Raw genomic sequence first — 25,163 nt, forward strand, 5'->3', positions numbered from 1 at the left:
CCATGGAAGGCAAACAGCGCCACCCGATCCACTTTGAGTCGCTCCAAAGATTGCTCCACCTGCCTGCGCATCTCACCTTCAACCACCTCCAGCGTACCATTGGTTGAGGAGTAGAAGCTCCAGCCATCAGAGGCACCCGGCAGGGTGGTAAAATCTTCAGTCGCCAGGGTGGTGGCTTCCGTTACAGCCGTGTTGTTCACCGTATCACAAGCATCCCCAAAGCCATCGCTGTCGGTATCGGCATTGCTCACACTGGAGGTATCCGGGCAGAGGTCGACATCATCCAGGAAGCCGTCCCCATCGGAATCGCCAGCGGTACCGCCATTGTCTTCTTCCCACTGGGTGTCGTCGTCATCAAAGTCATCTACAAAGTCGGGATAGCCATCGCCATCGGTATCATCCGGGAAGCCGTTGACGTCGTCGTCTTCCACCTGGGCTGCCGTTCCCAGAGTGATGTCGTCCCACTCCCGGCCATCCATGGTGTATTCAAAGTCGTCATACTGCTGGAACTTGATATAGAGCAGATCAGCGTCGGAAGTGTCGAAGCCGATGTTGTCGTAGCTACTGTCTTCCAAGTCAGCCGCATCGTTGATGGCGGTGATGACTTCGGTCAGGTTAACCGAAAAAGTACCGGTGGTGGACTCTTCCAACTCTGCGGCTGAGACCACTTCAAACCAGGTATAGCCATCGGCACTGATGGAGACCCTATCCCCCAAGGCGTGTCCGTAGGTTACGGTGATGGTGTCTCCGACTGTTGTGACATCATCATTGGCATTGCCCGGGGTATTGTTAATGTCAACCAATGCTGTTCCATAGCCTTCGGACGTTGCATTGTCGTCAGCGGAGAGATCATGCTGCTCATCCCCGTAGGTACCCCCTTCGCTGTGGGAGAAGGTGAGATAGAGATCAGCTGAGACAGTTGAGATATCTGCCAGCAGTACAGCCTCATTCAATTCGTAAGTCCCATCGGTATCCACATCCATACGCATGGCACCATCATCCGACAGTTCGATGCGTCCAGAGGTGGTGGTCGTGACCGGCGGCGTGCTGCTATCCGTAGTAGAGGTGGAGGATTCGTAGTAGCTCCAACCCAGAATTTCGCCAGGCAGAGAAGCGTCGGCAAAGTTTTGGAAGAGGCCAGGATCTTGTGCAGTCACACCACCGTTGGCAACGGAACGGTCGTCCACGGTATCGCAGGCATCGCCGATACCATCATTATCCAGATCATCCTGGCTGGCGTTGGCAATGTAAGGGCAGTTGTCAGAGTCGTCGGCTTCGCCATCCTCATCGGTATCAGCCTCCGGGTCGGTGGTTTCGTCGCTGTCGATAAAGTCGCTGTCACGGTAGTCCGGGGTGCCATCTGCATCGCTGTCGATTCCCACCGAGATGTCATCCCACTCCCGACCATCCTTGCTGTAGGTATAGTCATCGTATTGCTGGAATTTGATGTAGAGCTGATCATCGGTGGTGGTGTCGATGCCGGTGTTGTCGTAGCTGGCATCCTCAACATCCGCAGCCGCGTTGATCTTATCCATAACATCGGTCAGGTTGATTTCGAAGGAGCCCGTCTCGGAATCTTCCAACTCTTGGGCGGAGACGATCTCAAACCAGGTGTAGCCGTCGGCACTGATGGAAACACCATCCCCCAGGGCATGTCCGTAGGTTACCGTGATGGTGCTGTCGACTTCATCGAAATCATCATCGGGATTGCCTGGAGTACCATTGGCGTTGGTTGATGATCCATAACCTTCCGTGGCCGCATTGTCGTCAGCGGACAGATCATGTTGCTCATCCCCATAAGTGCTGTCTTCGGTATGGGTGAAGGCGAGGTAGAGATCCATGTTGTCAATATCGGAATCAGAAAGATCCACCAACATCACCGCTTCGTTGAGCTCATAGTTATTATCGGTATCCACATCCATGCGCAGCATTCCATCCTGCACTTCGATGCGGCCCGAAACGGTGGTGCCAGAATCTGTCGTGGAGCTGGAATAGAGAACCCAGCCATCATCCCCATCGGGCAGAACCGTATCGGAAAAGTCGGTGAAATCCTGGGTGACATACAGGGTATCGTTGGTGTCATCACTGTCGTTACTGAAGAGGAGATCAATCCCGGACAGGCCCGTGTCGATCACGTCACAGGCATCGCCGATATCATCTCCATCGACATTGGCCTGGTTGGCGTTGGCCGTGTAGGGACAGTTGTCGGATTCATTGGCGACCCCGTCCTCATCGTCATCGGCTTCTGGATCGGTGGTTTCGCCGCTGTCGTCGTCGATAAAGTCGCTGTCCCTGTAATCCGGAGTGCTATCGTTGTCGCTATCCACTCCGATGGAGATGTCATCCCAATCTCGACCATCTTTGAAGTAGGTGTAGTCGTCATATTGCTGGAATTTGATGTAGAGCTGATCATCGGTGGTGGTGTCGATGCCGGTGTTGTCGTAGCTGGCATCCTCAACATCCGCAGCCGCGTTGATCTTATCCATAACATCGGTCAGGTTGATTTCGAAGGAGCCCGTCTCGGAATCTTCCAACTCTTGGGCGGAGACGATCTCAAACCAGGTGTAGCCGTCGGCACTGATGGAAACACCATCCCCCAGGGCATGTCCGTAGGTTACCGTGATGGTGCTGTCGACTTCATCGAAATCATCATCGGGATTGCCTGGAGTACCATTGGCGTTGGTTGATGATCCATAACCTTCCGTGGCCGCATTGTCGTCAGCGGACAGATCATGTTGCTCATCCCCATAAGTGCTGTCTTCGGTATGGGTGAAGGCGAGGTAGAGATCCATGTTGTCAATATCGGAATCAGAAAGATCCACCAACATCACCGCTTCGTTGAGCTCATAGTTATTATCGGTATCCACATCCATGCGCAGCATTCCATCCTGCACTTCGATGCGGCCCGAAACGGTGGTGCCAGAATCTGTCGTGGAGCTGGAATAGAGAACCCAGCCATCATCCCCATCGGGCAGAACCGTATCGGAAAAGTCGGTGAAATCCTGGGTGACATACAGGGTATCGTTGGTGTCATCACTGTCGTTACTGAAGAGGAGATCAATCCCGGACAGGCCCGTGTCGATCACGTCACAGGCATCGCCGATATCATCTCCATCGACATTAGCCTGGTTGGCGTTGGCCGTGTAGGGACAGTTGTCGGATTCATTGGCGACCCCGTCCTCGTCATCATCGGCCTCCGGATCGGTGGTGGTGCCGTTGTCGGTAAAGTCGGGGTCGCTGTAATCCGGGGTGCCATCGTTATCACTGTCCAGCCCGATGGAAATGTCATCCCACTCCCGACCATCCTTGTTATAGGTGTAGTCGTCATATTGCTGGAACTTGATATAGAGAGCGCCGGAGGTGGAGAAAATAGTGGAATTGGCATAGGTGTTGAGACCGTTGATGATATCGGTCAGGTTGATTTCAAAGGAGCCAGTCTCAGAATCTTCCAACTCTTGGGCAGAGACGACTTCATACCAGGTGTAGCCGTCAGGGCTGATGGAAACCCCATCCCCCAGGGCATGGCCGTAGGTGACGGTGATGGTCGCATTGTTCACTGCGTTGACCGAGGAGTTCTTGGTCTGTTGGTTGAGCGAGTAGGAAGTCTCTGTGGCCGTATCGTCATCTGAAAGATTGTGTTGCTCATCCCCATAGGGAGCATTATCAGATTGGGTAAAGGCGAGGTAGAGATCCAGGTCGCCGATATCAGATTTAGAGAGATCCACCAGCAATACCGCTTCATTCAGCTCATAGTTGCTGTCGGTATCCACATCCATGCGCAGCATTCCATCCTGCACCTCGATGCGGCCTGTTGAAGTCACGACGGGGGGGGGCTGGTATCCGAAGTGGAGGTGGAATAGAGAACCCAGCCGTCATCCCCACCGGGCAGAACCGTATCGGAAAAGGCGGTAAAATCCTGGGTGAGGTAGAGGATATCGTCTTCACTATTGTTGTAGCGGAGGGTCACTCCGGTCAAACCAGTATCGTCCACATCGCAGGCGTCACCGAAATTTCCGATATCTGAATCTGTTTGGTCGGCATTGGCCGTGAGGGGGCAGTTGTCGGATTCGTCGGCTATGCCATCCTCATCGGTATCGGTCTCTTCGTCGGTGCCAGTGCCACTGCCGGTGCCGGTAAAGTCGGGATCGTTAAAATCAGGGGTGCCATCTCCATCTTCGTCGCCACCGACTGCAATGTTGTCCCAATCCCGACCATCCTTGGTGTTGGCATAGTCATCATATTGTTGGAACTTGATATAGAGATAGTCGCCAAAGCCGAAATCCGGATCCAACGCCATGATGTCTGCAAGCTTGGTGCTCAGCTTGACGCTGATGGTGAGGCCATCTGAATCTGTCGCCAGCTCCGAGGCGCTGACTATTTGATACCAGTAGATGCCATCCTGGCTGACAGAGACACCATCTCCATCCTCATGATCAGACCAATAGCTTGAGAGATCGTGCTCTTCATCTCCAAAGGTGGATTCCGCCTGGAAAAAGGAGATATACAGCTCGCTCAGTGCTGTATCAGCAGCATCCAGGTCGATCAGCAGCACGGCTTCGTTGAGGGCATAGGTTTGGTCGGTGACCGCATCCATGCGCAACATTTCGTCGTATAGGGAAATACTCCCCTCAGCTGTGGGGGTGCCGGAGGAGTAGTAACTCCAGCCCTGTAGTGAGGTGTGATCATCCCCGGAAAAATCCTGGGTGTAGGGGAGAGTACTAATCGGGGTAACAGCAGCGTCGGTATTCGTATCCAGCCCCGTCTCCTTGAACGTGATGTGATCGGAGTCCGGAATGTAGATTTTTCCTGGTTGGGCATGGGCTGGTGTGGCGAAAATAGTGGCAGTAAGGCCGAGAGCTGTCGCCAAGGTGAGGAGAATATTGGAAAATCTAATTTTCATCTTCTGTCCCCAGTCATATTCGGTAAGGCCGTTTAGCGCAGAAAATATATTGTCAAGACAAAGTGCGATCACGGAGCTTGTCATGATGTCCTATGGAAAGATTTTGGATGGGTGCTGACAGGATTTGCTTGATTTGGTTGTTGCCAGTAACGGCAGGCATAATCGTCGGTTTTTGAGGATTGATTCATCCGAGTCAGGCCGTCTCTGTTTTCCAGATACATTTTGTTTATGGATAGCATTCATGTGAATTATTCTGACCGATAATTTCTCTATAACCATATTACCAAGGGCCGTTTATAGGAATCTCAGGAACTCTGCATAATTTTTTTTCAGAAACAAAAAAAAATGGATTGAATCGGCTCAATCCTTTTTCAGACACCATCCTTGAGCTCATGAGAATACGCGTGGCAGAGGCCTGAGCTTTGGGTGACGAAACTTGGTTTTTGAGCCAGCCACGGATGATCCGCTCTGTTTGGCATCTGGCGATGGGTTCACTCCCAAGACCGACACTTTCGAGTTGGAACCTCACCTTGAAACGTTTTCCAGCCCGGTTTTGGTGAGGTTTCTGCAAAGAGAGTGGACCACCGAAATTGTCCTGGCTTTGAGACCCAAGAGTTTTTTGATATCTATCAAAACAGAGCACATGCCCGGATGGGTGTTCGTCAACAGTCCGATCTTTCGAAAAAGTGGCTTGGACCTGGGGATGGGGCGGTGTCAGGAATCAGGCAATCAAAGCCATATAGAGGGGATATTGCGGGGGGAAATGGGGCTTGCAGGTGTGGTCGGATAACCTTTTTTGATGAGTCCCTCACCCATGCCGGACTGAAGATTTTTATCAGAGCTGGGAAAGGCCGTTTTGATCAGCCAACGTCCCAGTGGAGAGAGGGGCGTGGAAAGGAGGGGATGGCGGGACCATGGAGAGGTGCTGATTTTGGGGTGGAAGCTCCTTTTGCAGGTTGACTCCGGCTTTGCGCAACTTTTGTTGAACCTGGGCCATGGAGAGAACATAGGCATCGGAACGGCCCAGCTGTTTTTCGACAATCGGTAGATGTTCTGCAGCATTTTCTTCACTGGGGTACCAGCCGAGATAGACTAAAAACTGGTCGTTCCTGTATGGCAACAAATGCGTCGAATTATGGCCAAATTCCTGATCTGCTTCGTGAATCACATTATTGATATGCTCTATATAATTATGATTAACAACCATTAACTGTATGGAATACCCTTTATTTTTGGTCAGAGAGAGCCATTGTTGGGAAGTTTGCAGGCGTTGTTGCACGAGTGGATATTTGTCCAAGGAAGTGGCTTGTCCGCTCTTGGCGGGTTGCCTGGGCGAATTTACAGGGAAGGGAGAGGTAACCTTTTCAGCTGTGTTGAAAACGGCCTCTTCTTCCAGGGCACTTTCTTGATCACCCGTTGCGGCTTGCGAGGGGGTGTTCTTGCCCGGTTTTTCTTTGGAAATGGGGAGCACTGAGGGGGAAATCGGCATCTGTTGGTTTGGTTTGGCAGGTGCCGGGGCCGCTATATTTTGAGCAGACGATTTGGAAGCCTTTTTTTTCCCGGTCGTTTTGGTATGGGTGGCGGCCTTGCTTGAGGCTGCTGGGGCCGACTTTGGCGTAGGCTTGTGTCGGGGCAGGTAGCGGCGTTGAGAAGGGGGGGGCACGACGGCCTGAACCACTCTGGCCGGATCCAGGAGCATGACGGCAGATGGGCTTTCCTGGGGCGCTTCAGCCTCACTCTGAACGACGGTTTCTTCAACAGGTTGCGCTGGCGGTTCCGAGACTTTTCCCGGGCTTTTTTGGGTAAGAGCGGCCACCTCTTCCAGTTTCAGGCTCTGTTCGGGAATGGATTGAACCTGGGAGGAGGGGGGAATCACGGGTTTTCTGGAGAGATAGGATTGTCCCACCTGAGCTGCAACCAACAGCGTGAGGAGTGCTACGGTAGAGAGATAAGCCCAGCGGGGCGGGGGCCAAAAATAACGTTTGTTCCGGATGGGGTTGGTTATGTTTTTAATACCCTGACGCACTTGATCGGGTGTTACCTGGGGCTTGCCATTCCGATAACTCGCCAGGAGCGCCTCATGGGCCAGCAAGTTGACACGGCGCAGGGAGCTTTCAGCCTGCTTGGCAATTTCCCGAGCGGCGGCAGAGGTAAACAGGGGCGTACCCCGATGATAGCCAGCCCGGGTGGCGCGGGTGGTGAGATAGCGTTCGATATCTTCGGCTTTAGGCTTGGCCAGATAGTAGTGACCGCCGATCCGATCCCAGAGCTGGCGCATGTCGTGGGCCCCCACTACCTCTTCCAGCTCCGGTTGGCCAAAGAGCACCACCTGCAGCAATTTTTGGCGGTGGGTTTCCAGGTTACATAAAAGACGCAGCTGCTCCAGGGTCTCCAGGGGCATGGCCTGGGCCTCTTCCACCAGCACCAGAACGGTTTTACCCTTACCGTGAGCCACGACCAGATGATCCCGGATGCAGTTCATACACTGCCAGGGGTCCAGATCTTCCGGCATCTTCAGCTTTAGATCTTCGGCAATGGAGCGGATCAGGTTTTCGGGGGTGAGGCGGGGTTGGAACAGGAAGACCAGGTCCACTGTTTTGGGTAGCTTGCTGGCAAGCATTCGGCAGAGCATGGTCTTGCCACTGCCCACCTCGCCAACCACCTTGAGGATGCCAACTCCCCGGAAAATACCGGAAATCAGCGATTCCAAAATAGCGGCACGTCCTCCGACATCGTCAAAGAGCCGAATATCGGGGGTGTTGTTGAAGGGATAATGTTCAAAGCCAAAATGGGACAGATACATGGTGTTCCCTGTATTTTTAAATCAACGGATACTTGGGAGCGGGAAAGCCTGGGCCTAAAGGTATCCCGGGTAGTGACCAGGATGCAATTACCGTACCTGGTCACAGGGGGGAAGGAAAGATGGGAATTCAGGCTTTTTGGGTGGATTGGATACAGTGGATGAAGGATTGCTCCATGGTCTCCCCGGGATAAAGCTCCCGGCACTCCTGATGGGTACCCAAAAAACGCAGGTGGTTATCGTGGAGGATGGCCATACGATCACAGAGTTCTTCCACGTCGGCCAGCAGGTGGGTGGAAAAAAAGAGGGTATGTCCTTGGGCTTTCATGGCCATGAGGCGTCGTTTCAGAAGAACCCGGGCCTTGGGGTCGAGACCGCTCATGGGTTCATCCAGCAGCAGCAGCTCCTTGCCACTTAAAAAACAGGCTGCCAGCCCCAGCTTTTGGGTCATGCCCTTGGAAAAAGCCCGCACCGGTCGATCCAATGCCGCCAGGGGCAGATCCAGGGATTCGAACAGTTCGACCGATTTATCTTCCTGGTAGGGCACTTCGTGGAGGCGACACATGAAGGTGAGAAAGTCCCGGCCCTTGAAAAAATAGGGAGGCACAAATCGTTCTGGCAGATAAGCCAGGCGCTTGCGGGCTTGGGGCAGCTTGTGGGAGAGGCCAAAAATATCGATTTCCCCCCCATCCATCTCCATAAAATCCAGCAATCCCTTGATCAGAGTCGTTTTACCCACTCCGTTGGCACCCACCAGGGCAAAGGATTCGCCGGGTTTGATGCTGAACTCTACCCCAGATAGAACCCGCTGTTTACCAAAGGATTTTTCCACTCCCTGAAAGGTCAAGGCGTCGGTCACTTGGAAAACCTCAAAAAAAAGGGACCCGGAAATAAATAGGGACCCGGACAAAACAAAGGGTGACTACGCTCAAAACGTAGCCACCCTTTGATCGATTCAGCACCGAACGGATTCGGATTTTGCGTCCTCTTCCCAGAAACTAGAAGAGATGCACAGCGCCGCAGTTGTCATACTGGCTCAACACATCGTAGTGGTCGACGTCGTTGGTAGAGTCTTTAGCTGGACCTCGGGGTGGGCCTGGAGGCCCGGCAGAACCAGCACTGACAGCACCGGATGCCACACACTCAGACCCGGTGTCGGCTTCGGAACCGAGAGTTTGGTTACCACCTTCCGTATCTGTCGCGTAGCGGTCACCGATGCGGAAAGAGCCGGTTGTGGGGGCGGCATCGTCCATTTTCCGATCCATTTCGGAGAGCACGCTCACGGGAACCAGGTTACCCGCGATCAGCTGGTGGGAGCGGGCGTCCATCGATCCATCACCGGTGAAGGTCGGGAGGGTTTCAGCAGCCGCTTCGTCATAGGGGGTGTAGGCTTCGTCGGTGTAGGCGAAGAAGAGGGGTCCACCGTAGACATTGGTCATGCAGGATTGAACCCCACACTCCCAGGTGTCTTCGTTGATGCTCAGGTTGTCGACGGAGTCGTCCGCAGCGGAGACATAGCTGCCGGTGACAAATCCGGAAGAGGCCAGATGCTTCCATACCAGAGCCAGTTCCGCTTCACGATCATCGGAAGTGGAGTCGCCAGCCAGCATGGGGTCACCACCTACGCGGCCATTGCCGTCACCGTCGTCACTGGAGGACGGGGTGGGGTTGTCGCCGGTATCAGCGACGGTGCCGTCAATGTTGTCCGTTGCTTGACTGAAGTCACCAGGCAGCGCCATGAAGCGATCCTGGAAGCCCAGGATGGCGGCTTTTACAGCGCTGCCCTGGTCGATCAGGTTATGGACTCGGGCGTTTTTGATCATCTCCTGCCCTTTGAGTACACCGCCAAGCAGAAGTCCGATGATCACCACTACGATGGCAATTTCGATAAGGGTAAACCCTGCTTCCTGTTTCGATCTATTCAAGTCTTTCATTGCTAAACTTCCTCCTCCGAGAGATGCTTCCGGGTCATTTTTATGCGGAATGCTGTGTATTTGTCACTCAAATTTGTTAATGCATACAAGCTCCATGTGTCTCTATTTGCAACTGGGTGTGGCAGAGAGATAGACCGCGTATCCGAGCCTGATTTGAAGAGTAGGCGGGCGCTGTTTGTTATCCCCATCTTATTTCAACATATTTTACCAACTATTTCCAAAAAAAAATGATTAATGGCAGAAAAAAAACAGGCTGGTGAGAGCGAGCCTCTGCCGTACTTTTTAATGTGGAGGTCTGATACAATATTAGAGACAAATTTACTCCCTTTGTTCCAGCCTTTTTTCCAGATCCAGGAGTCGCTGGTTTAAAAAATGGATCTCCTTGGGGCTGGTGATCCGACCGCTGGTGAGAAGTCCCCCTATGAGCATTTGGGCGCTTTCCAGCTCCCCCATTTTTTCCAGAATTACCCAATCCAGTTGCCGAGCCCATTCCGGTACCTGGGAACCGGTGGCATGTTGACTGACGGCCCGGGCATAGCGCAGCGCCAGTGGCAGATCATTCAGCTGGTGGCGGGCAACAATAACAGCGTGGGCCAGCCATGGCCAGCGACGCTGGGGATCGTCCAAAAAACGATCATAAACATACTCCAACATGACCCTTTTCTTTTCAGGGATATTCACCTCCCCATAGAGTCTGCTGGCACTCATGAAAGGATACTGTCCTTTCGGATCCAGCGCAATAATTTGGTCCAGCCACAACATGGTACGCTGGTAGTCGAGCTGGTGAAAGGAGATACTCACGCCGGACTGATAATCAAATGCCTGCAACCAGAGCATCAAGGCCTTGGCCAGGGTGATCGGCTCCCCCAGTGACGCCAATTGCAGGTAGGCGGAGGAGGGGGGGACTGGCAGATCTTCGGCCTTGGCTTCCGGGAGAGGTTGCAGGCTTTGCCAAAATATTTGTACGGCAAGCCCCAGAACCAGCAGCAGAAAAACCGAACTTGGCACTCTATTCAGTGAGCGTACCTGCATCGACTTTCAGCTCCCTTGATAAGGTTCCTCCCTTTATGTCGGTTTATCTGGTGCAATTCTTTAAATGTTTTTTCGATAAAGATCAAAAAGGGCCGCCCCACACAGCAGGGCCAGATAAATCACGGTTTGCCCAAAGATATGTTGTATTTCCAACCAGCTGCCAGTGCCATATACCAACCATTCGGTCTGAGTGAAACGATCCAATCCCGGTAAAACCAGGGCGATGGCGCCAATCATTTCATTCATAAACTGCATCCAGAGGCTGTTCGAGCCCATGATGGGGCCTTGGCCGACCTGTTGCAGACTGGTGATGGATCTGCTGAGCAGATAAATCGCCAAAACAGCGCTGAAGGCTGGGGTGACCTGATTGAAAGTCAGCAGCGTCAACAGACACAAGGCGATGACGATCAATAGTTCGGCCAGCAGGGAAATCCCCCAAAAGAGCACCATCTCCCCAGCCGAATAGGGTAGCAAGGCTGCTGAAAAGAGAGTGACCATGGTCAGAACGGTAAAAGTATAGCCGATCAGCTTGCCAAAAAAATAGCTGCCTCGGGGGATGGGCAGGGAGAGGATCAACTCAAGCCCCTTGTCATTCAACTCCCGAACCAGACTGTTGAGCACTACCAGGGAGGTCAATATCACCGCACCCAGACGCAGGTAGGCTCCCAAAATGGCACTCTGAATCTCTTTTACCTCGGTGAGCGCCAGGGTGCCGGCAAATTCCGCCAGCATGAAGCCTCCAAGCACCACCACCGTCACGATCCATAAAAAGCGGTTTTTCCACCCCTCCAGAGCGGTATAACGAGCCAGGGTCCAGACCGATCCGATCACGGCAGCTTACCCACATCCACCAGCTGTTTTTTCAGGGCGCTGGCTGAGATCCACATCACCATGTCGTCAAACTCATGACCCTGGACATTGCTGAAAACCCGGTCGATGAAAACGTTGTCGTCATCATTCTCGATATCGTTTTCCACCTCATCGGATTTCCGACCACCAGGCAACGAACCCACTCTGACTGGTTGAGCCCCTTGGGAAATGACAATTACCGGAACGTTGGCGGCCAGGAGTCCTTCCACATCTTCAAAAATGTCGGAATCATCACAGGCTCCGGCATCGTTACAGGCCTCCTCGCTTTCCCAAATCTGGATGTCGCCATTGCAGAAGGGTCCATCCCCCCCTGTGATATCGACAGGTATGATACCAGTGGCCAAAGAGATGGTGGATTGTGAGGGAGGGGAGTCGCAGTTGACAGAGGTCATGGTCGGGGATTTTGCCGTGTCTTCCCCTATCTCATCTGCAAATTCACCGGTGACCTGATAAATAAAATTCCGACCCCAGGCATCTACTCCTGTGACACCCAAGTCCAGATAAGGAAGATCGCCGTTGACTTCAAGAGAAAACACTCCGCTGATACCGTCATAGACGCCACAGCGGATTTTGTTGGGGGTCACGTTGGCTGTGTCATCCTGATCGCGGTTTTCATAGCCATCGGCATCGGTATCCGGACAGGGGAGGCGACCGTTGGCCAGGAAAAAGCCGAAAAGAGCATCCCGAATCTCTTCCATGGTGCGTTCGGTGCGGGAGCGGTAGACATTTTCCATCTGGGTGCCCATGGGCGTGAGGGCCATCCCCACCATCAGGCTGAGAATCACCAGCACCACCGCCACTTCAATGAGGGTGACCCCGCTCATGGATGTCATGCGTTGTTTGTCAAAAGTATCCATCAGGGTTCCTCCCGGTTTATCGGGTCTATTCTCCAGGGCAGAATTCAGCTTCGGTGGCATCATCGGTTCCCATCAGGGTTCCTCCCGGTTTATCGGGTCTATTCTCCAGGGCAGAATTCAGCTTCGGTGGCATCATCGGTTCCATCCAAACAGGCCACCCGGTCGTTGAAAGTGTCAGTGAAAATTTTGGTAAAATCAAAGTTTAACGTCGTTGAAGCGGTCAGATTGTTATCCTCAAGATAGTTTTCGATTACTATCGTAGCCCCCAGCACTGAACGATCCTGTTCAGGGCTGGTATCGTCTAGTTCTTCCCCAGCCAATATCACTACAGCCTGGTAATCGGTTGAGCCGCTATTAATCTTCAGACAATTCATTCCACAACCGGTGACAGCAGTGCCGGGATCAAATCCTGCTGTTAATTGAAAAAACAGGAGATCCTGCCAAGCATTATCGTGGATCCATCCCCCCGATAAGAGATCCGTGCACTCCGATCGTGTTGCCCAGCCACTATCCATAGCCGGGGAGTCAGGTGTCGCCGCAGCACAGTCGGCAACGTCATCCACATTGAGGGTATCCAGAGGCAGACGGCCGAAATAGGTTCCACAAACGCCATTATTATCCCCATTGGCAACCGGGGCTGCCCAGGGATATTTCCCACTATTATCCGCAGCAAATTGGGCCAGGCACACCTTGGCGGATTTTAAAACCCGTTTTTCCACCGCTGTCAGGATTTCATCCCGGCTGATGGTGAGCCAGAGGTCGTTGAACTCCTCCTCGGCCTCCAACGGATAGGTAACAGCGCCCTCAATCGTGTCACCGACTGAAATATATTCCAGATAGTTGGACCAATCCAATAGGTCGTCATCCGTCACCCGGAATTGATCAAGCTCTGCCACTCCAGCACCGGGAGAAAAGATGACCGCAACGATATCCTCCCCCATATCATCCGCTTCTGTACTGCTGTTAATCGTCGGTTCGCTCAAGGAAAATTCCATGGCGAGGGCGTACCAGACAACCTCACCTTGGACATCTTTTACATCCCGCTCGTTGAGCCCCAGATCTTCCCAGGGTAGGCGCCCAACGTAGAGGGTAGGACCGGTATCAGTCGCACAAACACTGCCATTGTTGTCACCATATCCCGGGCCATCGGCATCCTGGTCAAAATCCAGATCCGGGCAGGGCAGCTCCCCTGGCCGGGTGTCGTTGGTGGCCGCATAGATAATCAGCGCCTCCTTGACCTTTTTCAAAACTTCCAGGGAGACCTTGTTGCGGTTCCAGCGAAGGGATTCGGTGGGGAGCGTGTGGAGGACGAGGGCAGTGCCCGCCATGGTCATGATGATCATCAGCATGAGGAGCGCTACCCCTTGCTGGGATCGAAAATCTTTCCCAGGGGGGAGGCTGGGGCCGGGTGCTGAGGCCATGCTCACTCCTTCGTTGTCGACACGATCCGCCATACGGTTCAGTTTAACATACTCCTGCCAGGGCTCGTTGATAAAAAATGACCGGTTACTCCCCTCAAGCAAGCCCCTCCATCCACTTCCTGAATCTTGACCAAATCGGCAGCCGCTTGATAACGCTCACCTGAAAAACAGTTGGGTTTAACACCCCCAAGGCAGACCAAATGGATGACAAAAAAAAGATGCGTCCAGTGGTCCCTGATTCAGCTGTTAAAAAGGTGTATCAGCCCATTCCATCAAGCCTACCCTGCAGTTCAGGGCGTTTTTTGCATTCCTTGCAGCAGTTTATTGATCTGTTCGATCCCCTTGTGATCAGCAACAATCCCCTGCAAGAGCTTTTCATCGGGATTCATGGGAGATTTGAGGCGATTATTAGACTCTTGCTGGGCAGTCAATTCAGCCTGGAGGCGTCGCTGCTGCAAGAGATTTTCCTTGTAGACCTGATAGGTCTCCAGCACCGAGCCACTGATACGATCCATCGCCTGCCCCGGCTTCAGACGCACCTTGGCGACGGCATCCGGCAGGTCCAGCCAAACCCGTGAATCCCATTGATTCTTTTTGGAAAGGCTCAACCAGTCGGAAGCCTTTTTATCGGCCAGCTTGTATTCCTCGCCATTGATCCAAACCGTGGGTTGGGAACCCTCCATCCAGAAAAGTCCGTCAAAGGAGACCAGCCCCCGGCTGTCACTCTCCTCGTTGCTGGTCACGGACTGCCCGGATTGCACCATACGCCGGGTAAAGTCAAGACGGGAGCGCTCCCCCGGAGTGGTGAAAAAGCGCCTGAGTTCCAGGGTTTCAGCTTGCGCCTGGAGGGGGAAGAGGGATGCCAGGAAAAATCCTGCCAGGAACAATCCCATCCGTCCCGCCATGGAGAGTCCGGTCGAGGGAGGCAGAGTAGACCCGTTATTCCAGAATGAAGGCGCACTCATGAGATTTGACCTTCTTTGGAAAGCTTGATGAAAAACCAGCGCAAACGGCACTGTCCCGAAATGTTGGATTCGGTGGAGTCAGGTTGAATCTGTGACCTTAAGCGCGTCAAACTGCAAAGCTCCCCGGTAAAAAGCCCCTTGGCCCGTTTTTCCAAAATACCCAGCAGCCCGAAAAGATCCGCCTCGTGAAGCAGGTCCATGGAGAGTTCCATGGTGTTGGATGTCAACTCAACCGTATCCAGCTCTGCGTCGAAAGTGGGCTGATAGGGGCTGGTGTCAGAAATCGAATAGGTAATATGTTCGACTCCCAGGCGTTCTGCTTCGTTCCGTAATATTTTAACCAGCTCGGAACGCTTGTCCGCCCCCAAAAGCCCCTGTTTTTCATAAGCCGTGTAACGGGGTTGATAGAGATGAAGACTTTTGGTGTCTTCCTTGGCGCGAGCCAGTCTGTTTTTGATGTCGCCAGACCTTTTCTTGGCCACGCGAGCCATTTTTTTTTGGTCTTTTTCGAATGACTGAGCATACCAGACAAAACCGCCTGAGGCGGCCAGGGAGAGAATCAAAACCACGATTCCACCCGTCAACATTTTAAAATCAAGGATTCTGGCCATCCCTCTTCCTCTTAAAGCCCAGTTTCAAGGAAAAATTCATATCCACTGGCTCTTCCTTGGGGGTTTCCAGAAGGTCGCCGGCCCATTTTTTGGACTGTACCGCCTTGCTTGGATTTTTGACCACAGTAGCTTGGGCCACGGTTTTGGATTCCAAAAGAGCGTTGACAAAGCGGTTGACTCGCTCTTCAGCCAATCGGTAGTCGTTACCGACCCCAAACACGCGACCTGAGAGATTTGCCATCTCCAACAGTTCCGGCATTTTTTGAGCTGATTTTTTGGATCGACCACGACTTCGCTTGCGCTTGCGGGAATTGGAGCTGCTTTTTTTGGTGCTTGCTCCCTCTCCAACCCCCGTCCAATCAAATTTATTGATTTGCAGCTCCGGGAACCGGGAAAGATGGGTGCTGATGGCCGACATCATCTGCAGGGGAGAGCTGTGTTGTTGCTGCAGCTCCTCCACCAATAATGCTACCTGTCGGATGTGGGCTGGATCCACCTTTTGTTCAACAAATTTGTCGATCAATCTTTTGTAGGTGGCCTGATCATCACTCGTCTTGTTTGTATACATCCGAGATTGCTCTTGGTAAGCCAAGCCCCTGGAGGAAATCTGGAATCCCCAGGTGGTGGCACTCAGAACCACAAGCAGACTGGCGGCAAAAAGAGCCTGGCGCACGCGACGTGTCAGAAAATAGCGACGCATCCGGGGGTTGGCATAGTGGTTTTGACCCGCCCCCTTGCCCAACAATTGAATAAACAGAGAGTCACTGAAGGGGGTCTTGATGTCCCGGTCGATACCCAGTCGCCTGGCCACTTCACCCACCGGCAACAGACGAAAATCCTCTCCCTCCCGTTCATCGCAATAGGGCTGAAAGGCTTCCAGAAAGGGGGTGCTGGATAGAATGACCGTCACCAGAGGCTGTCCGTGGGTCATCAAACCCATGCGGGAGAGATAGGTTCGGGTTCTCTCCAGCTCCTGGGTGAGCAGGGCGGCGTAAGCGCCAGGTTCGTTATCCGGAACCCGGGCCATCCGGCTCATCATCAGCCGCTTGCCCTTGAAATAGGAAAAACGTAGCCCCGTACCACTCTGCTGACTCACCAGAAGAGTTCCCTCCGGGACACGGCCCAAAAGGGAGGAGAGGAAGGCCCGACTCAGCATGGGCAGGGAGTGAATGCCTGCCAGGGAGGCTTTTTTGCTTTGAATGATCCCAAGCCACTCGTTGAGCACTTCCGGAGCGGTGACCGCAGCCAGCAATACCTTGGAATCCTTGCGACCTTCCTTATCCCGTCCGACGACACTACCGCTTCTGAAAGGGGTCTCCGGATAGGCGCGGCGCAACCGGCGCTGGAGAATGTTGCCCCGCTCCGGACCCAGCACAAAGGGGATGTTTTCTACCCGGAACTCTTCCTCGATCAGATCCGTGAGAATGTGGATATGGTGTGCCGGGTTTTTTTCCAGATAGGTGGCAAATGCTTCCCGCCCTTCTTCGTTGGCATCAAAACGGGAGACACCAGCGACTTTCCCCCCCTTCCAATCGAAGGCGGTTAGGCGCTCTTTTGTCATGAAAAACAGTCGCTTGCGGGCCATCAGTACCTCATGTTCTGCATGATGTCGTAAATGGGGCCCAGAACCGAAACCACCACCCAGATCATCAAGATGCCTACAAAGGCGGTGAGTCCCGGTTCAATCATACCCTGCAACCGATCCACAGCCTCCCGCACATCCCGGTCATAGAAATAACGAACGTTTTTCAGACTGGTATCCAGTGCCCCGGTTCGTTCGCCCACGGAAATCATTCGTACCACGAGCCTGGGAAAGATCAACGCCTTTTCAAAACTGCCAGCGATATCTTCACCGCCCCGAACACGTTCACCGATCTCTTCGAGTACCCGTTCCATGCGCTGATTTCCAGCGACCCGACGGCCAATGGCCAGACAGTCCAGAACGCTGATGCCCGAGGCGTAAAGTAGACCGAAAATATTGGCAAAACGTGCCAGAATCAACTTGTTGAGAATGGGTCCGAAGATCCACACCCGAAGCTTGAAGCCATCGTAGGACTCCAAAAACCGGGAGCTGATACGCTTAAGCACCTGAATCAGCATCACGATGCCAATGGGTATCCCCAGAAGATAGGCCCAGTAGGCCACCACAAAATCCGAGGTTTTCATCAGCGCGATGGAGTAGATGGGCAGCTCAAAATCCATGATTTTCATGAAGGAGACCAGTTGGGGCACCAAAAAGGTCATCATGAAAAAGAACACCCCCACCATCACTGTACCCATGATGGATGGATAGAGCATCAGCTTTTTGGTGCGGGCGGCCATCTCGTCCTGCCACTTCAGATCTTCGGTCAGATTGGCAAAAATTTCGCCCAGGTTGCCCGAGCTTTCTCCCGCTCGTACCAGGGAGATAAACACCTCATCGAACACTTTCGGGTAGGACTCCATCGCCTGGGTGAGGGTTTTGCCGCCGCCAATCTCATCCAGCATGCCGTTCAACAAAACCTGTAGCTGGCGACTACCCGCATCCCGCAGATCCGAAAGACCCTCAATGATGGGGACACCGGCGATCACCATCTGCTCCATGTGAAAGCAAAAGGTGATCATCTCCCGCCGATCCAGCTTTTTGGCGCCCCACTTGGCTGTAGAGGATTTGATCTCTTTCAGCTGGATCACATCCATCTGCATCCGGGCCAAACGACCTTCGGCATCGGCTTCGTTATCCGCTTCCATCTGGTCGCGGATAAGTTTTCCGTCGAGATCCATCGCTTTGAAGCGAAAGGTGGGCATTCAAACCTCTGATACGTGGTCTTGATAATAATCGAAGCGCTTGGACCCCATCGGTCTTCAAGCAGGCTTCGGGTTAAAATCCTTCAGTCAAATCCGCTACCCGGCTGATTTCCGCCAGGGTGGTGATCCCTTCGAGAACTCGGTGAATTCCCCGCACTGCCAAGGGTTTGAAACCTATTTTTTTGGCGTGGGCACGTAATTCATGGTAAGGGGCATTGGTGGCGATCAGGGCGTCCATTTCAGGATCAATCTTGATGGTTTCAATCAAGGCCATGCGCCCTTTGTACCCCGTGCCTTCACACGCTTTACACCCCACATGACGATAGATGGGGCCTTTGGCGACCACGCCCAGGGAGCGCAAGAGACGAACCTCTACCCCTCCTGGATTATACGCCTTGCGGCAGCTTTTGCAGAGCAGACGGATCAGCCGTTGTCCTACCACACCGATAATGTTGCCCGCCAAAATATCTGACGGCACCCCAATATCTCGAAGACGGGTAATGGCCTGCATGGCGGAGTTGGTGTGTACCGTTGAGTAGACCTGATGACCGGTCATGGCTGCCCGAAGGGCCATTTCTGCGGTTTCCTGGTCACGAATTTCACCCACCAGCATAATATCCGGATCCTGGCGCAGCATGGCCCGAATACCATCGGCAAAGCCCATTTTACTGGAGGGATTGACCGAGGATTGGCGAATCTGGGGCATGGGATATTCGACCGGATCCTCCAGGGTCATGATGTTGACCGATACGTCGTTGATAAAATCAAGCATCGAGTAAAGAGTGGTGGTCTTACCCGAGCCGGTGGGGCCGGTAACCAGGATGATCCCTTCGGGTCGGGCCATCATCAGCTTCAAGGCCGACACCTGTTCATCACTGAAACCCAGAGAGGTCAAGGGCACGATCCCCTTGGTTCGATCCAGGATCCGGAGTACCAGGTTTTCCCCATGGTGGGTAGCCATGCTGGAGACGCGAAAGTCGATGTTACGGCCAAAGAGCTGCCGGGAGATGTGACCGTCCTGAGGGACGCGGTTTTCGGCGATATTGAGCCCAGCCAGCACCTTGACGCGCACAATGATCGGTGATTGATACTGTTTGTGCAGGGAAAGAACCTGACGCAACACCCCGTCAACCCGCAGCCGGACACTCAAAAAGGTCTCTTCCGGCTCGATATGGATATCCGAAGCCCCTTTTTTGACAGCGTCTGCCATCAGGGCATCCACCAGTCGCACCAGGGGTTGGCTGTACTCTTCGGCATCTGTGGTGGCTTCAGGGTCCACCTCCCCGGACTCGATCTCCCGGAGAATACCGTCGATGGAAAATTCAAAGCCAAAATATTGGCTGATGGCGTTGTCGATTTCTGCAGCACCACCCAGCTTGACCTGGATATCGACATCTTCCCCGAGCAACGACCGCAGCTTGTCCAGAGCCACCACATCGTAGGTGTTGGACATGGCCACGGTCAGGCGTTTGGTCTCGGATTCGTAGGAGACCGGGAACATGTTGGCGCGCTTGGCAAAATCCTTGGGGATCAGCTTGATCGCTTCCCCATCGACCATGATGGTGGTCAGATCCACCGACTCCTGGCCGATGGATTCTCCCAGGAGATCCCGCATGGAACCTTCAGTGAGAAATCCAAGCTTGACCAGAATCTGCCCCAGGGGAGCGTTCTGTTTTTTCTGTTCTGTGAGGGCAATGCGCAGCTGGTCCTGGGTGAGAACACCCTTTTGGACCAGGAGTTCCCCCAACATCACCTTGGGTTTTTCTTTGCCTTTGGTCGCCGCTTGACCTTTTGATGGGCCTGCCATGTCAGCTCCCGTCCCCGGAATGTGTCGAAGGGTCCGAACCGGACGGCCTCGCCAGAATGGAAAGATGGGTCCGAAGCGCCTGGGTATCAAAGCCACTGCCAAGCAGTTCGGCTTTTTCCAAGGCGATTTCGTAATAGTGTTGTGCTGCTGTTATCTGGTCCATCTGCTCCAGGCTGACCGCCAGATTAAAGGCATAATCCGCCTGGTCGGGATGGCCGGAATAGGCCTTGAAAAAGTGCTGTTGCGCTTCATGCCACTGGGAACGGGAGGCCAACATCGATCCCAGGATAAAATTAAGATGGGGTGAGTCGGGATTTCCCCGCAGGCGGTGGCGGATTTGTACTTCTCTGTTGGTGGATTCGCCGGGCAGGCTGGCAAGTCCCGCCAGGGCAATGTGATCACCGGGAATCAAGTCCAAAATGCCGACATAATAGGCCCGGGCGATATCATACTTGCCAAAATGGACGGCGAGAGCCGCCTTTCCAAGCAGGGCATCCCGATTGTTGGGCTTCTGGGCCAAAACCTGATCATAAAGGGTGTTGGCTCGGGTCAACTCTCCCCGGGTCCAGGCAGAGTGGGCCTCGGTCAATATTTTAAAGTAGTCCGCCTTGGGAGCGTGCCGGACAATACGTGAGTAGCCGTCATAGATCGCAACACTGCCGATTTCATCCGGTGGCGGCACTTCTTCGCCAGCGACTACCATTCTGGCTCCATCTGCCAGTGTGGGCGCAGCAGTGGATATTTCGGCGCTTGGTATGCTGGCAGCCAAGGTGTTATCCGCCATACCTTCCTGTGAGTCGGATGCTTGAGCCGTAACAGGCGTGGAGGCGCTGCCGGTGGGGTCGATATAGAAGGTTTCCACTGTCTGGGTTTTGGGTTCCAACTGCTTGACCGCTTGAGTCTTTTCCCGATTCTTTCTGGGCTTTCTCTTGCGAGGTGGCGGCTTGAGAAAATCAAACTGCAACTCCTTGGGCAGGAGTGCCAGCGTTTCCGGAGCAAGCCCGTTAAAGCTGAAAAAGCCTGACAGATCCGGCATCTGTATGGAGGCAATGCTTTGGACCTGTTGGTTGGCAGCGTGGCGCTGTTTGGCCCCTTGGGGGGTTTCCATCAGGTAATATCCTCCGCCACCAAGACCGGCAAGCACGACACTGGCGGTCAGCCAGCGACCCCAGCGTGTCGGCGCTTTGGCCTGAAATCCCCCGGAATAGTCCCTGAGAGTCTTTTGGGGCGTGGGATCCGGCAGATCGGTCAGGAGATCGGAGGCGGTGGTTTGGAGGTCGGGTGAGACGACATCGTCCGAATCAATTTGCTCCGTTGTGTTCCCCTGTTGATCATCCGGGATGGTCTCATCGGTTTGATGGGAGGAGGTGTCCCGGGTGTCACTGTTCGGTTCCGACAGGGTGCTGGAGGAGGGGGCCTCACGATCACCCATTTCGGAGTCGGGTTGTGTTGTATCGGATGTGACCGAAAAATCGGGTTCAGCTGCCTCTGTAGATGGACCCGGATCTGGTGAAAACGGTTCGAATTGGGGTGTGTCCACTTGAAACGCAGTGGAACTTTCCTCGTCCGGCGAGGTGATCTCTGCATCCAGTGTCGGAAACGGAGATTCGGTTTCCTCATCGGAGGTTGCTGGTTCGAAGCTGGGAAAGGCCTCTACAGGGGCTTCGGAATCGGGGGAATCAAGGGTGCCGGTTTCCGAATCGGAAAAGGTGTCCCAGCTCGGAGCTGTAAGGTGGGGATCGGCCTCTGGTTCGGTGATCTCCAGATCAGGCTCCAAGGCGCTCTCTGATTCGGCTGGGCTTGGGCTTTCAGAGAGTTCGGACGGGGGTTCGGAATAGGGCTCAGTGGAACTTTCTTCTGTCAGCAGGCTGTCGGCAGGGGCCAGGGAGAGTGCTGGATTTTCTTCAAAAATCAAGGCTGGACTCACAGCTTCCGACTCTCTTCCTGTGAGATCCCTGTCAGAATCAGAAAGCAGGCCACCCGCATCACTGGGAGTCAGGGCCAGATCAAGTCCTTGAAAAATATCCGACGTCGTCCCGTCGCTCGCCGCAGTGAGAGTCGAAGTGTCAGAGCTATCCTCCAGTGCTCCAAAATCCGTCCCCGGTACCTCATCAGAGGGAGGAGGGGCGTCATGGGCTTCGGAAAAAAGAAGATCGCCAATCGATCCAGTGGCTTCGGGACCGGATTGAGCGTTGTCGTCAAAGGGGGACGGGGCTTCAGTGACATCTACCTGATCGGCAGATTCCCGTTTGCTCCTCTCCTCTTCCGATTTTTCCAGGGCTTCCAGCAAAATACTCATGGATCAAATTCTCCGCCCCCCTTGACCCACCAATCGGGAATCCCCAACGGTTGGATCAAGGTTAAATATGGGCCTGCCGGTCACGGAACAGGGGCTGCGAGGGATCATGCTCATCCCTCTTACGGATTGCCGGTTTGGGTCGCTGGGCTCTCCATGCTTTTCCAGTCGCCAATGTTGATTGAAGGAAAAGTCACGGGATGTTCCCGGGTTTCAGTGAATTTGTCGAGCAGCCCGTCAAAAACCTTGACCTGTCTCTTTCCACCAGAGGGGGTAGTCACGGTCGGCCTTAAAAAGATGGCCATTTCGGTTTTTTGCACGGAGCGTTTATCGTAGCTGAACAGTTCACCCAGAACCGGAAGGTCTCCCAAAATGGGTACATTGCTGTTGTCTTCACTGACTTCGTCGTTCATCAGACCACCCATGATGATCATTTGATTGTCAGCTACTCGCAGGATGGTCTCCATCTCCCGAACCTGAATTTCCGGAACCTGGTAGTCCACATCCACGCCATCCACGGTTGGCGCATCTGCATAACCAAGCAGGCGGGTGAGGGAGGGACGGATGTCCAGGGTGATGATATCGTTGGCGCTGATCTGAGGCATGACGATCATCACCAGCCCTACGGGAACGGTATTGCTTTCGATGGTGGTGGTCTTGGTGGTTACGTTGGTCTCATCATTTGTTTCTTCTTCAATTTCAACATTGAAGTAGACTCTTTGGTCGACAATTTTGAGGACCGCTGCCTGGTTGTTCAGCGCCATGATCTTGGGACTTGAGAGAACCCGAACATCGCCGAATTGTTCCAAAGCCTTCAGTTCGGCCTCAATAAAGTGGCCACCAGCAGTGGATGCGGTGTAGACCAGGGAAAAGACCGGGTCACTGGTCAAGTTGCCCCCCATCATGCCTGAGCTGACAGTGGTGCCGGTATTGCCGTCCATCACCCGTTGCCAATCCACACCCGTCTCAAAATCCCGGGAAAGGGTGACTTCAACCACCGTGGCTTCGATCAACACCTGTTTTTGGGCGCTGCCCACGACCTGATGGACAAAGGCTTCGACTTTTTCGTGTTGTTTTTCAGAACAATAAACGGATATGACGCCACTGGCCTCATGGGCGATGACCGGGGAAAATTGGGAGATCACCTCCACCCGTGTTTGTTCTTCTTTGGTTTCGGTGGAGGCTTTTTTCGTGGAATCTGTCTCGCCAGTTTTATAGGTCATGGCGCCTGCTGTTGTTTCAGGCAGCACGACCGGTTCGATCAATTTGGCAAGGGACTGGGAGCGGGTTTCCAGCCACTCCCGCATGTTTTCCTCTACTTCAATGATATTTTCAATACCCTCAATCAGCGGCTCCCAAAAATCATTGCTCATGGTGTTGGTGATGGTGCCCCTGGAGTTGCCCCCCGTATCACCGCTGTCCCCGATATCCCCTTCGACACTGATGGTAGAAGTAGCCGTACGGGTCAGATTGAGATAGTCGATCTGATAGGTGCGCCAAAAGGGCAGGTCGGGCAGGATCATCAGGTTGTTGCCAGACAGCTCGTAGCGTAGGTCCACTTGATTGGAGATGCGTTCGAGAATTTGTGGCAGGGTCTGTTCCAGGGCGTTCAGGGTGACATCGCCATCAATGGCCGGGTGGATATCCACATTGATGTGGGCATCCCGGGCCAGAGTGAAGAGCAGCTCCCGAACCGGTACATTATGCACCACCACCGTGTAGCGCTCCGGCCCACTTTCCAGTTGAGGCGGCGGCAGGATGGGGGTCACGGCCACATGGGCAGGGGGTTGGGTGCCAGCTTCCTTGACGGTAGTGCTGGACTTGAGATGATGCTCCGACGGTGTGGTATGCGGGGCGGAAGGGATTTGCTGACAGGCAGCGACAGTCAATCCCAGAACAAGAAACAAGACGAAACGGCTCATTTTTTTTCGCCCCATTTGGAGGAGCGCCCTTCCCAAATCGCTATATATTGCATCTGCTTAAAATAAGAAGAGGTGCTCTGGATCCCCATGTTGGGATCGGTCACATCTCCTTCAGGAAGCCAGAAGCCCCCTAACCGGCATTTGTTGCCGCAACAGTGTTCATATGTGGCAGGCAACCCCACTTTTTTAACCGATATGCGTTCGGCTGAAGGGAGTTCTATGCAACATTTGGTCCAAACATTCACACGCCTGACAGTTAAACAATGGGGCGGCCATCAGGTGACCTGATGGATCTGTATGGCTCCCCGCCTCCAAATTGTGAAAGAGGCTTCTCCCAATAGGATGTCAGCTGGGGTGATCCGGTTCTGGCTGTGGTGACGGAAGTGGGTCAGGTTTCAGTAGCTGGAACAAGCCAGAATAACAAAAAAAAATAGCACCCATTTTTGCGCTCTATCTTCTTGATTCTATATTTATCTTTGGATAAATGAAATTAGTGCTGCATATTCACCACGCATTCTAGGCTTTTTTTTTCAGAAAAGGCAAAAAAAAATTGATTTTTCTTCGTGTCGCCTGTGGTCTCCCATTTTTGATCAAGACACAAAAATAGTAGGGAAAAAGTTTGTTTTTCCGGTAATTTTCTGATCCCCCCTGCTCTGAAACAAACTTTTTTTGCCACGGCTCTCATCATTTGGCCAATGGCTTGGGCTGGATTAACCTGAAACTGAACGATCAATTTGATGGTTTGACAGTAAAAAATGCTCCTTATAGTGTTCATTTGCTGAATCTTGTTTTACAGTATGGCACAGTCAGAAAATATCTGTTTTTTGTTGGTGTGCTTTGGGGATCTGGGAGCTTGGGACTCTGTTTTTGTGGTCCTGATGGCGTGTTTGGTTTGCAAAGTGTGTACTGCTTCCCGACCCCACTCCTGACTTTATGGCGCAATAAAATAACACGATATCAA

17 protein-coding genes are annotated in these 25,163 nt (G+C 53.3%); all 17 read right to left on the reverse strand.

Annotated features, from left to right (window positions below; translation table 11 throughout):
• The coding region (locus HQL52_04425) for a thrombospondin type 3 repeat-containing protein (GenBank protein MBF0368684.1) at positions 1 to 3,785 on the reverse strand (3,785 nt) is incomplete at its 3' end.
• 32 nt (positions 3,786 to 3,817) lie between these two features.
• Positions 3,818 to 4,603 (reverse strand): thrombospondin type 3 repeat-containing protein, encoded by a 786-nt coding sequence (locus HQL52_04430; protein ID MBF0368685.1) that lies wholly within the window; start codon positions 4,601 to 4,603, stop codon positions 3,818 to 3,820.
• A 1,132-nt stretch (positions 4,604 to 5,735) separates the two neighbouring features.
• Positions 5,736 to 7,703, reverse strand: a complete 1,968-nt coding sequence (locus tag HQL52_04435) for an AAA family ATPase (protein ID MBF0368686.1) — start codon at positions 7,701 to 7,703, stop codon at positions 5,736 to 5,738.
• Between the two features lie 127 nt (positions 7,704 to 7,830).
• Complete coding sequence (locus tag HQL52_04440; GenBank protein MBF0368687.1) at positions 7,831 to 8,547, reverse strand: ABC transporter ATP-binding protein; 717 nt, start codon at positions 8,545 to 8,547, stop codon at positions 7,831 to 7,833.
• Positions 8,548 to 8,698: 151 nt separating this feature from the next.
• Positions 8,699 to 9,634, reverse strand: coding sequence for a prepilin-type N-terminal cleavage/methylation domain-containing protein (locus HQL52_04445; protein MBF0368688.1), 936 nt, complete (start codon positions 9,632 to 9,634; stop codon positions 8,699 to 8,701).
• 318 nt (positions 9,635 to 9,952) lie between these two features.
• Entirely contained in the window at positions 9,953 to 10,666 is a 714-nt protein-coding gene (locus HQL52_04450) for a hypothetical protein (GenBank protein ID MBF0368689.1), read from the reverse strand.
• Positions 10,667 to 10,726: 60 nt separating this feature from the next.
• Positions 10,727 to 11,497: an ABC transporter permease gene (locus HQL52_04455; GenBank protein MBF0368690.1), complete on the reverse strand. Its 771-nt coding sequence runs from the start codon at positions 11,495 to 11,497 to the stop codon at positions 10,727 to 10,729.
• Positions 11,494 to 12,393 carry a type II secretion system protein gene (locus HQL52_04460; GenBank protein MBF0368691.1) on the reverse strand — a complete coding sequence of 300 codons (900 nt, stop codon included), beginning with the start codon at positions 12,391 to 12,393 and terminating at the stop codon, positions 11,494 to 11,496. Before HQL52_04460 ends, HQL52_04455 begins: the two co-directional genes overlap by 4 nt.
• 98 nt (positions 12,394 to 12,491) lie before the next feature.
• Positions 12,492 to 13,814, reverse strand: coding sequence for a hypothetical protein (locus HQL52_04465; GenBank protein ID MBF0368692.1), 1,323 nt, complete (start codon positions 13,812 to 13,814; stop codon positions 12,492 to 12,494).
• Between the two features lie 290 nt (positions 13,815 to 14,104).
• Positions 14,105 to 14,779, reverse strand: coding sequence for a hypothetical protein (locus HQL52_04470; protein ID MBF0368693.1), 675 nt, complete (start codon positions 14,777 to 14,779; stop codon positions 14,105 to 14,107).
• Positions 14,776 to 15,390, reverse strand: coding sequence for a hypothetical protein (locus HQL52_04475; GenBank protein MBF0368694.1), 615 nt, complete (start codon positions 15,388 to 15,390; stop codon positions 14,776 to 14,778). The genes HQL52_04470 and HQL52_04475 overlap by 4 nt, the downstream gene beginning before the upstream one ends.
• A complete protein-coding gene (locus HQL52_04480; GenBank protein MBF0368695.1) occupies positions 15,374 to 16,975 on the reverse strand; it encodes a hypothetical protein in 1,602 nt (533 codons plus the stop codon). The genes HQL52_04475 and HQL52_04480 overlap by 17 nt, the downstream gene beginning before the upstream one ends.
• Complete coding sequence (locus HQL52_04485) at positions 16,975 to 18,177, reverse strand: type II secretion system F family protein (protein ID MBF0368696.1); 1,203 nt, start codon at positions 18,175 to 18,177, stop codon at positions 16,975 to 16,977. The genes HQL52_04480 and HQL52_04485 overlap by 1 nt, the downstream gene beginning before the upstream one ends.
• Positions 18,178 to 18,250: 73 nt before the next feature.
• Positions 18,251 to 19,984 carry a type II/IV secretion system protein gene (locus tag HQL52_04490; protein MBF0368697.1) on the reverse strand — a complete coding sequence of 578 codons (1,734 nt, stop codon included), beginning with the start codon at positions 19,982 to 19,984 and terminating at the stop codon, positions 18,251 to 18,253.
• A gap of 1 nt (position 19,985) precedes the next feature.
• On the reverse strand, positions 19,986 to 22,283 hold the full coding sequence (locus HQL52_04495) for a tetratricopeptide repeat protein (protein MBF0368698.1): 2,298 nt from the start codon (positions 22,281 to 22,283) through the stop codon (positions 19,986 to 19,988).
• Between the two features lie 119 nt (positions 22,284 to 22,402).
• Complete coding sequence (locus HQL52_04500) at positions 22,403 to 24,202, reverse strand: type II and III secretion system protein (GenBank protein MBF0368699.1); 1,800 nt, start codon at positions 24,200 to 24,202, stop codon at positions 22,403 to 22,405.
• 490 nt (positions 24,203 to 24,692) lie between these two features.
• Entirely contained in the window at positions 24,693 to 24,977 is a 285-nt protein-coding gene (locus HQL52_04505; GenBank protein ID MBF0368700.1) for a hypothetical protein, read from the reverse strand.
• Between the last annotated feature and the right edge of the window lie 186 nt (positions 24,978 to 25,163).

The sequence above is a fragment of the Magnetococcales bacterium genome, from assembly GCA_015232395.1.
Taxonomy (GTDB): domain Bacteria; phylum Pseudomonadota; class Magnetococcia; order Magnetococcales; family JADFZT01; genus JADFZT01.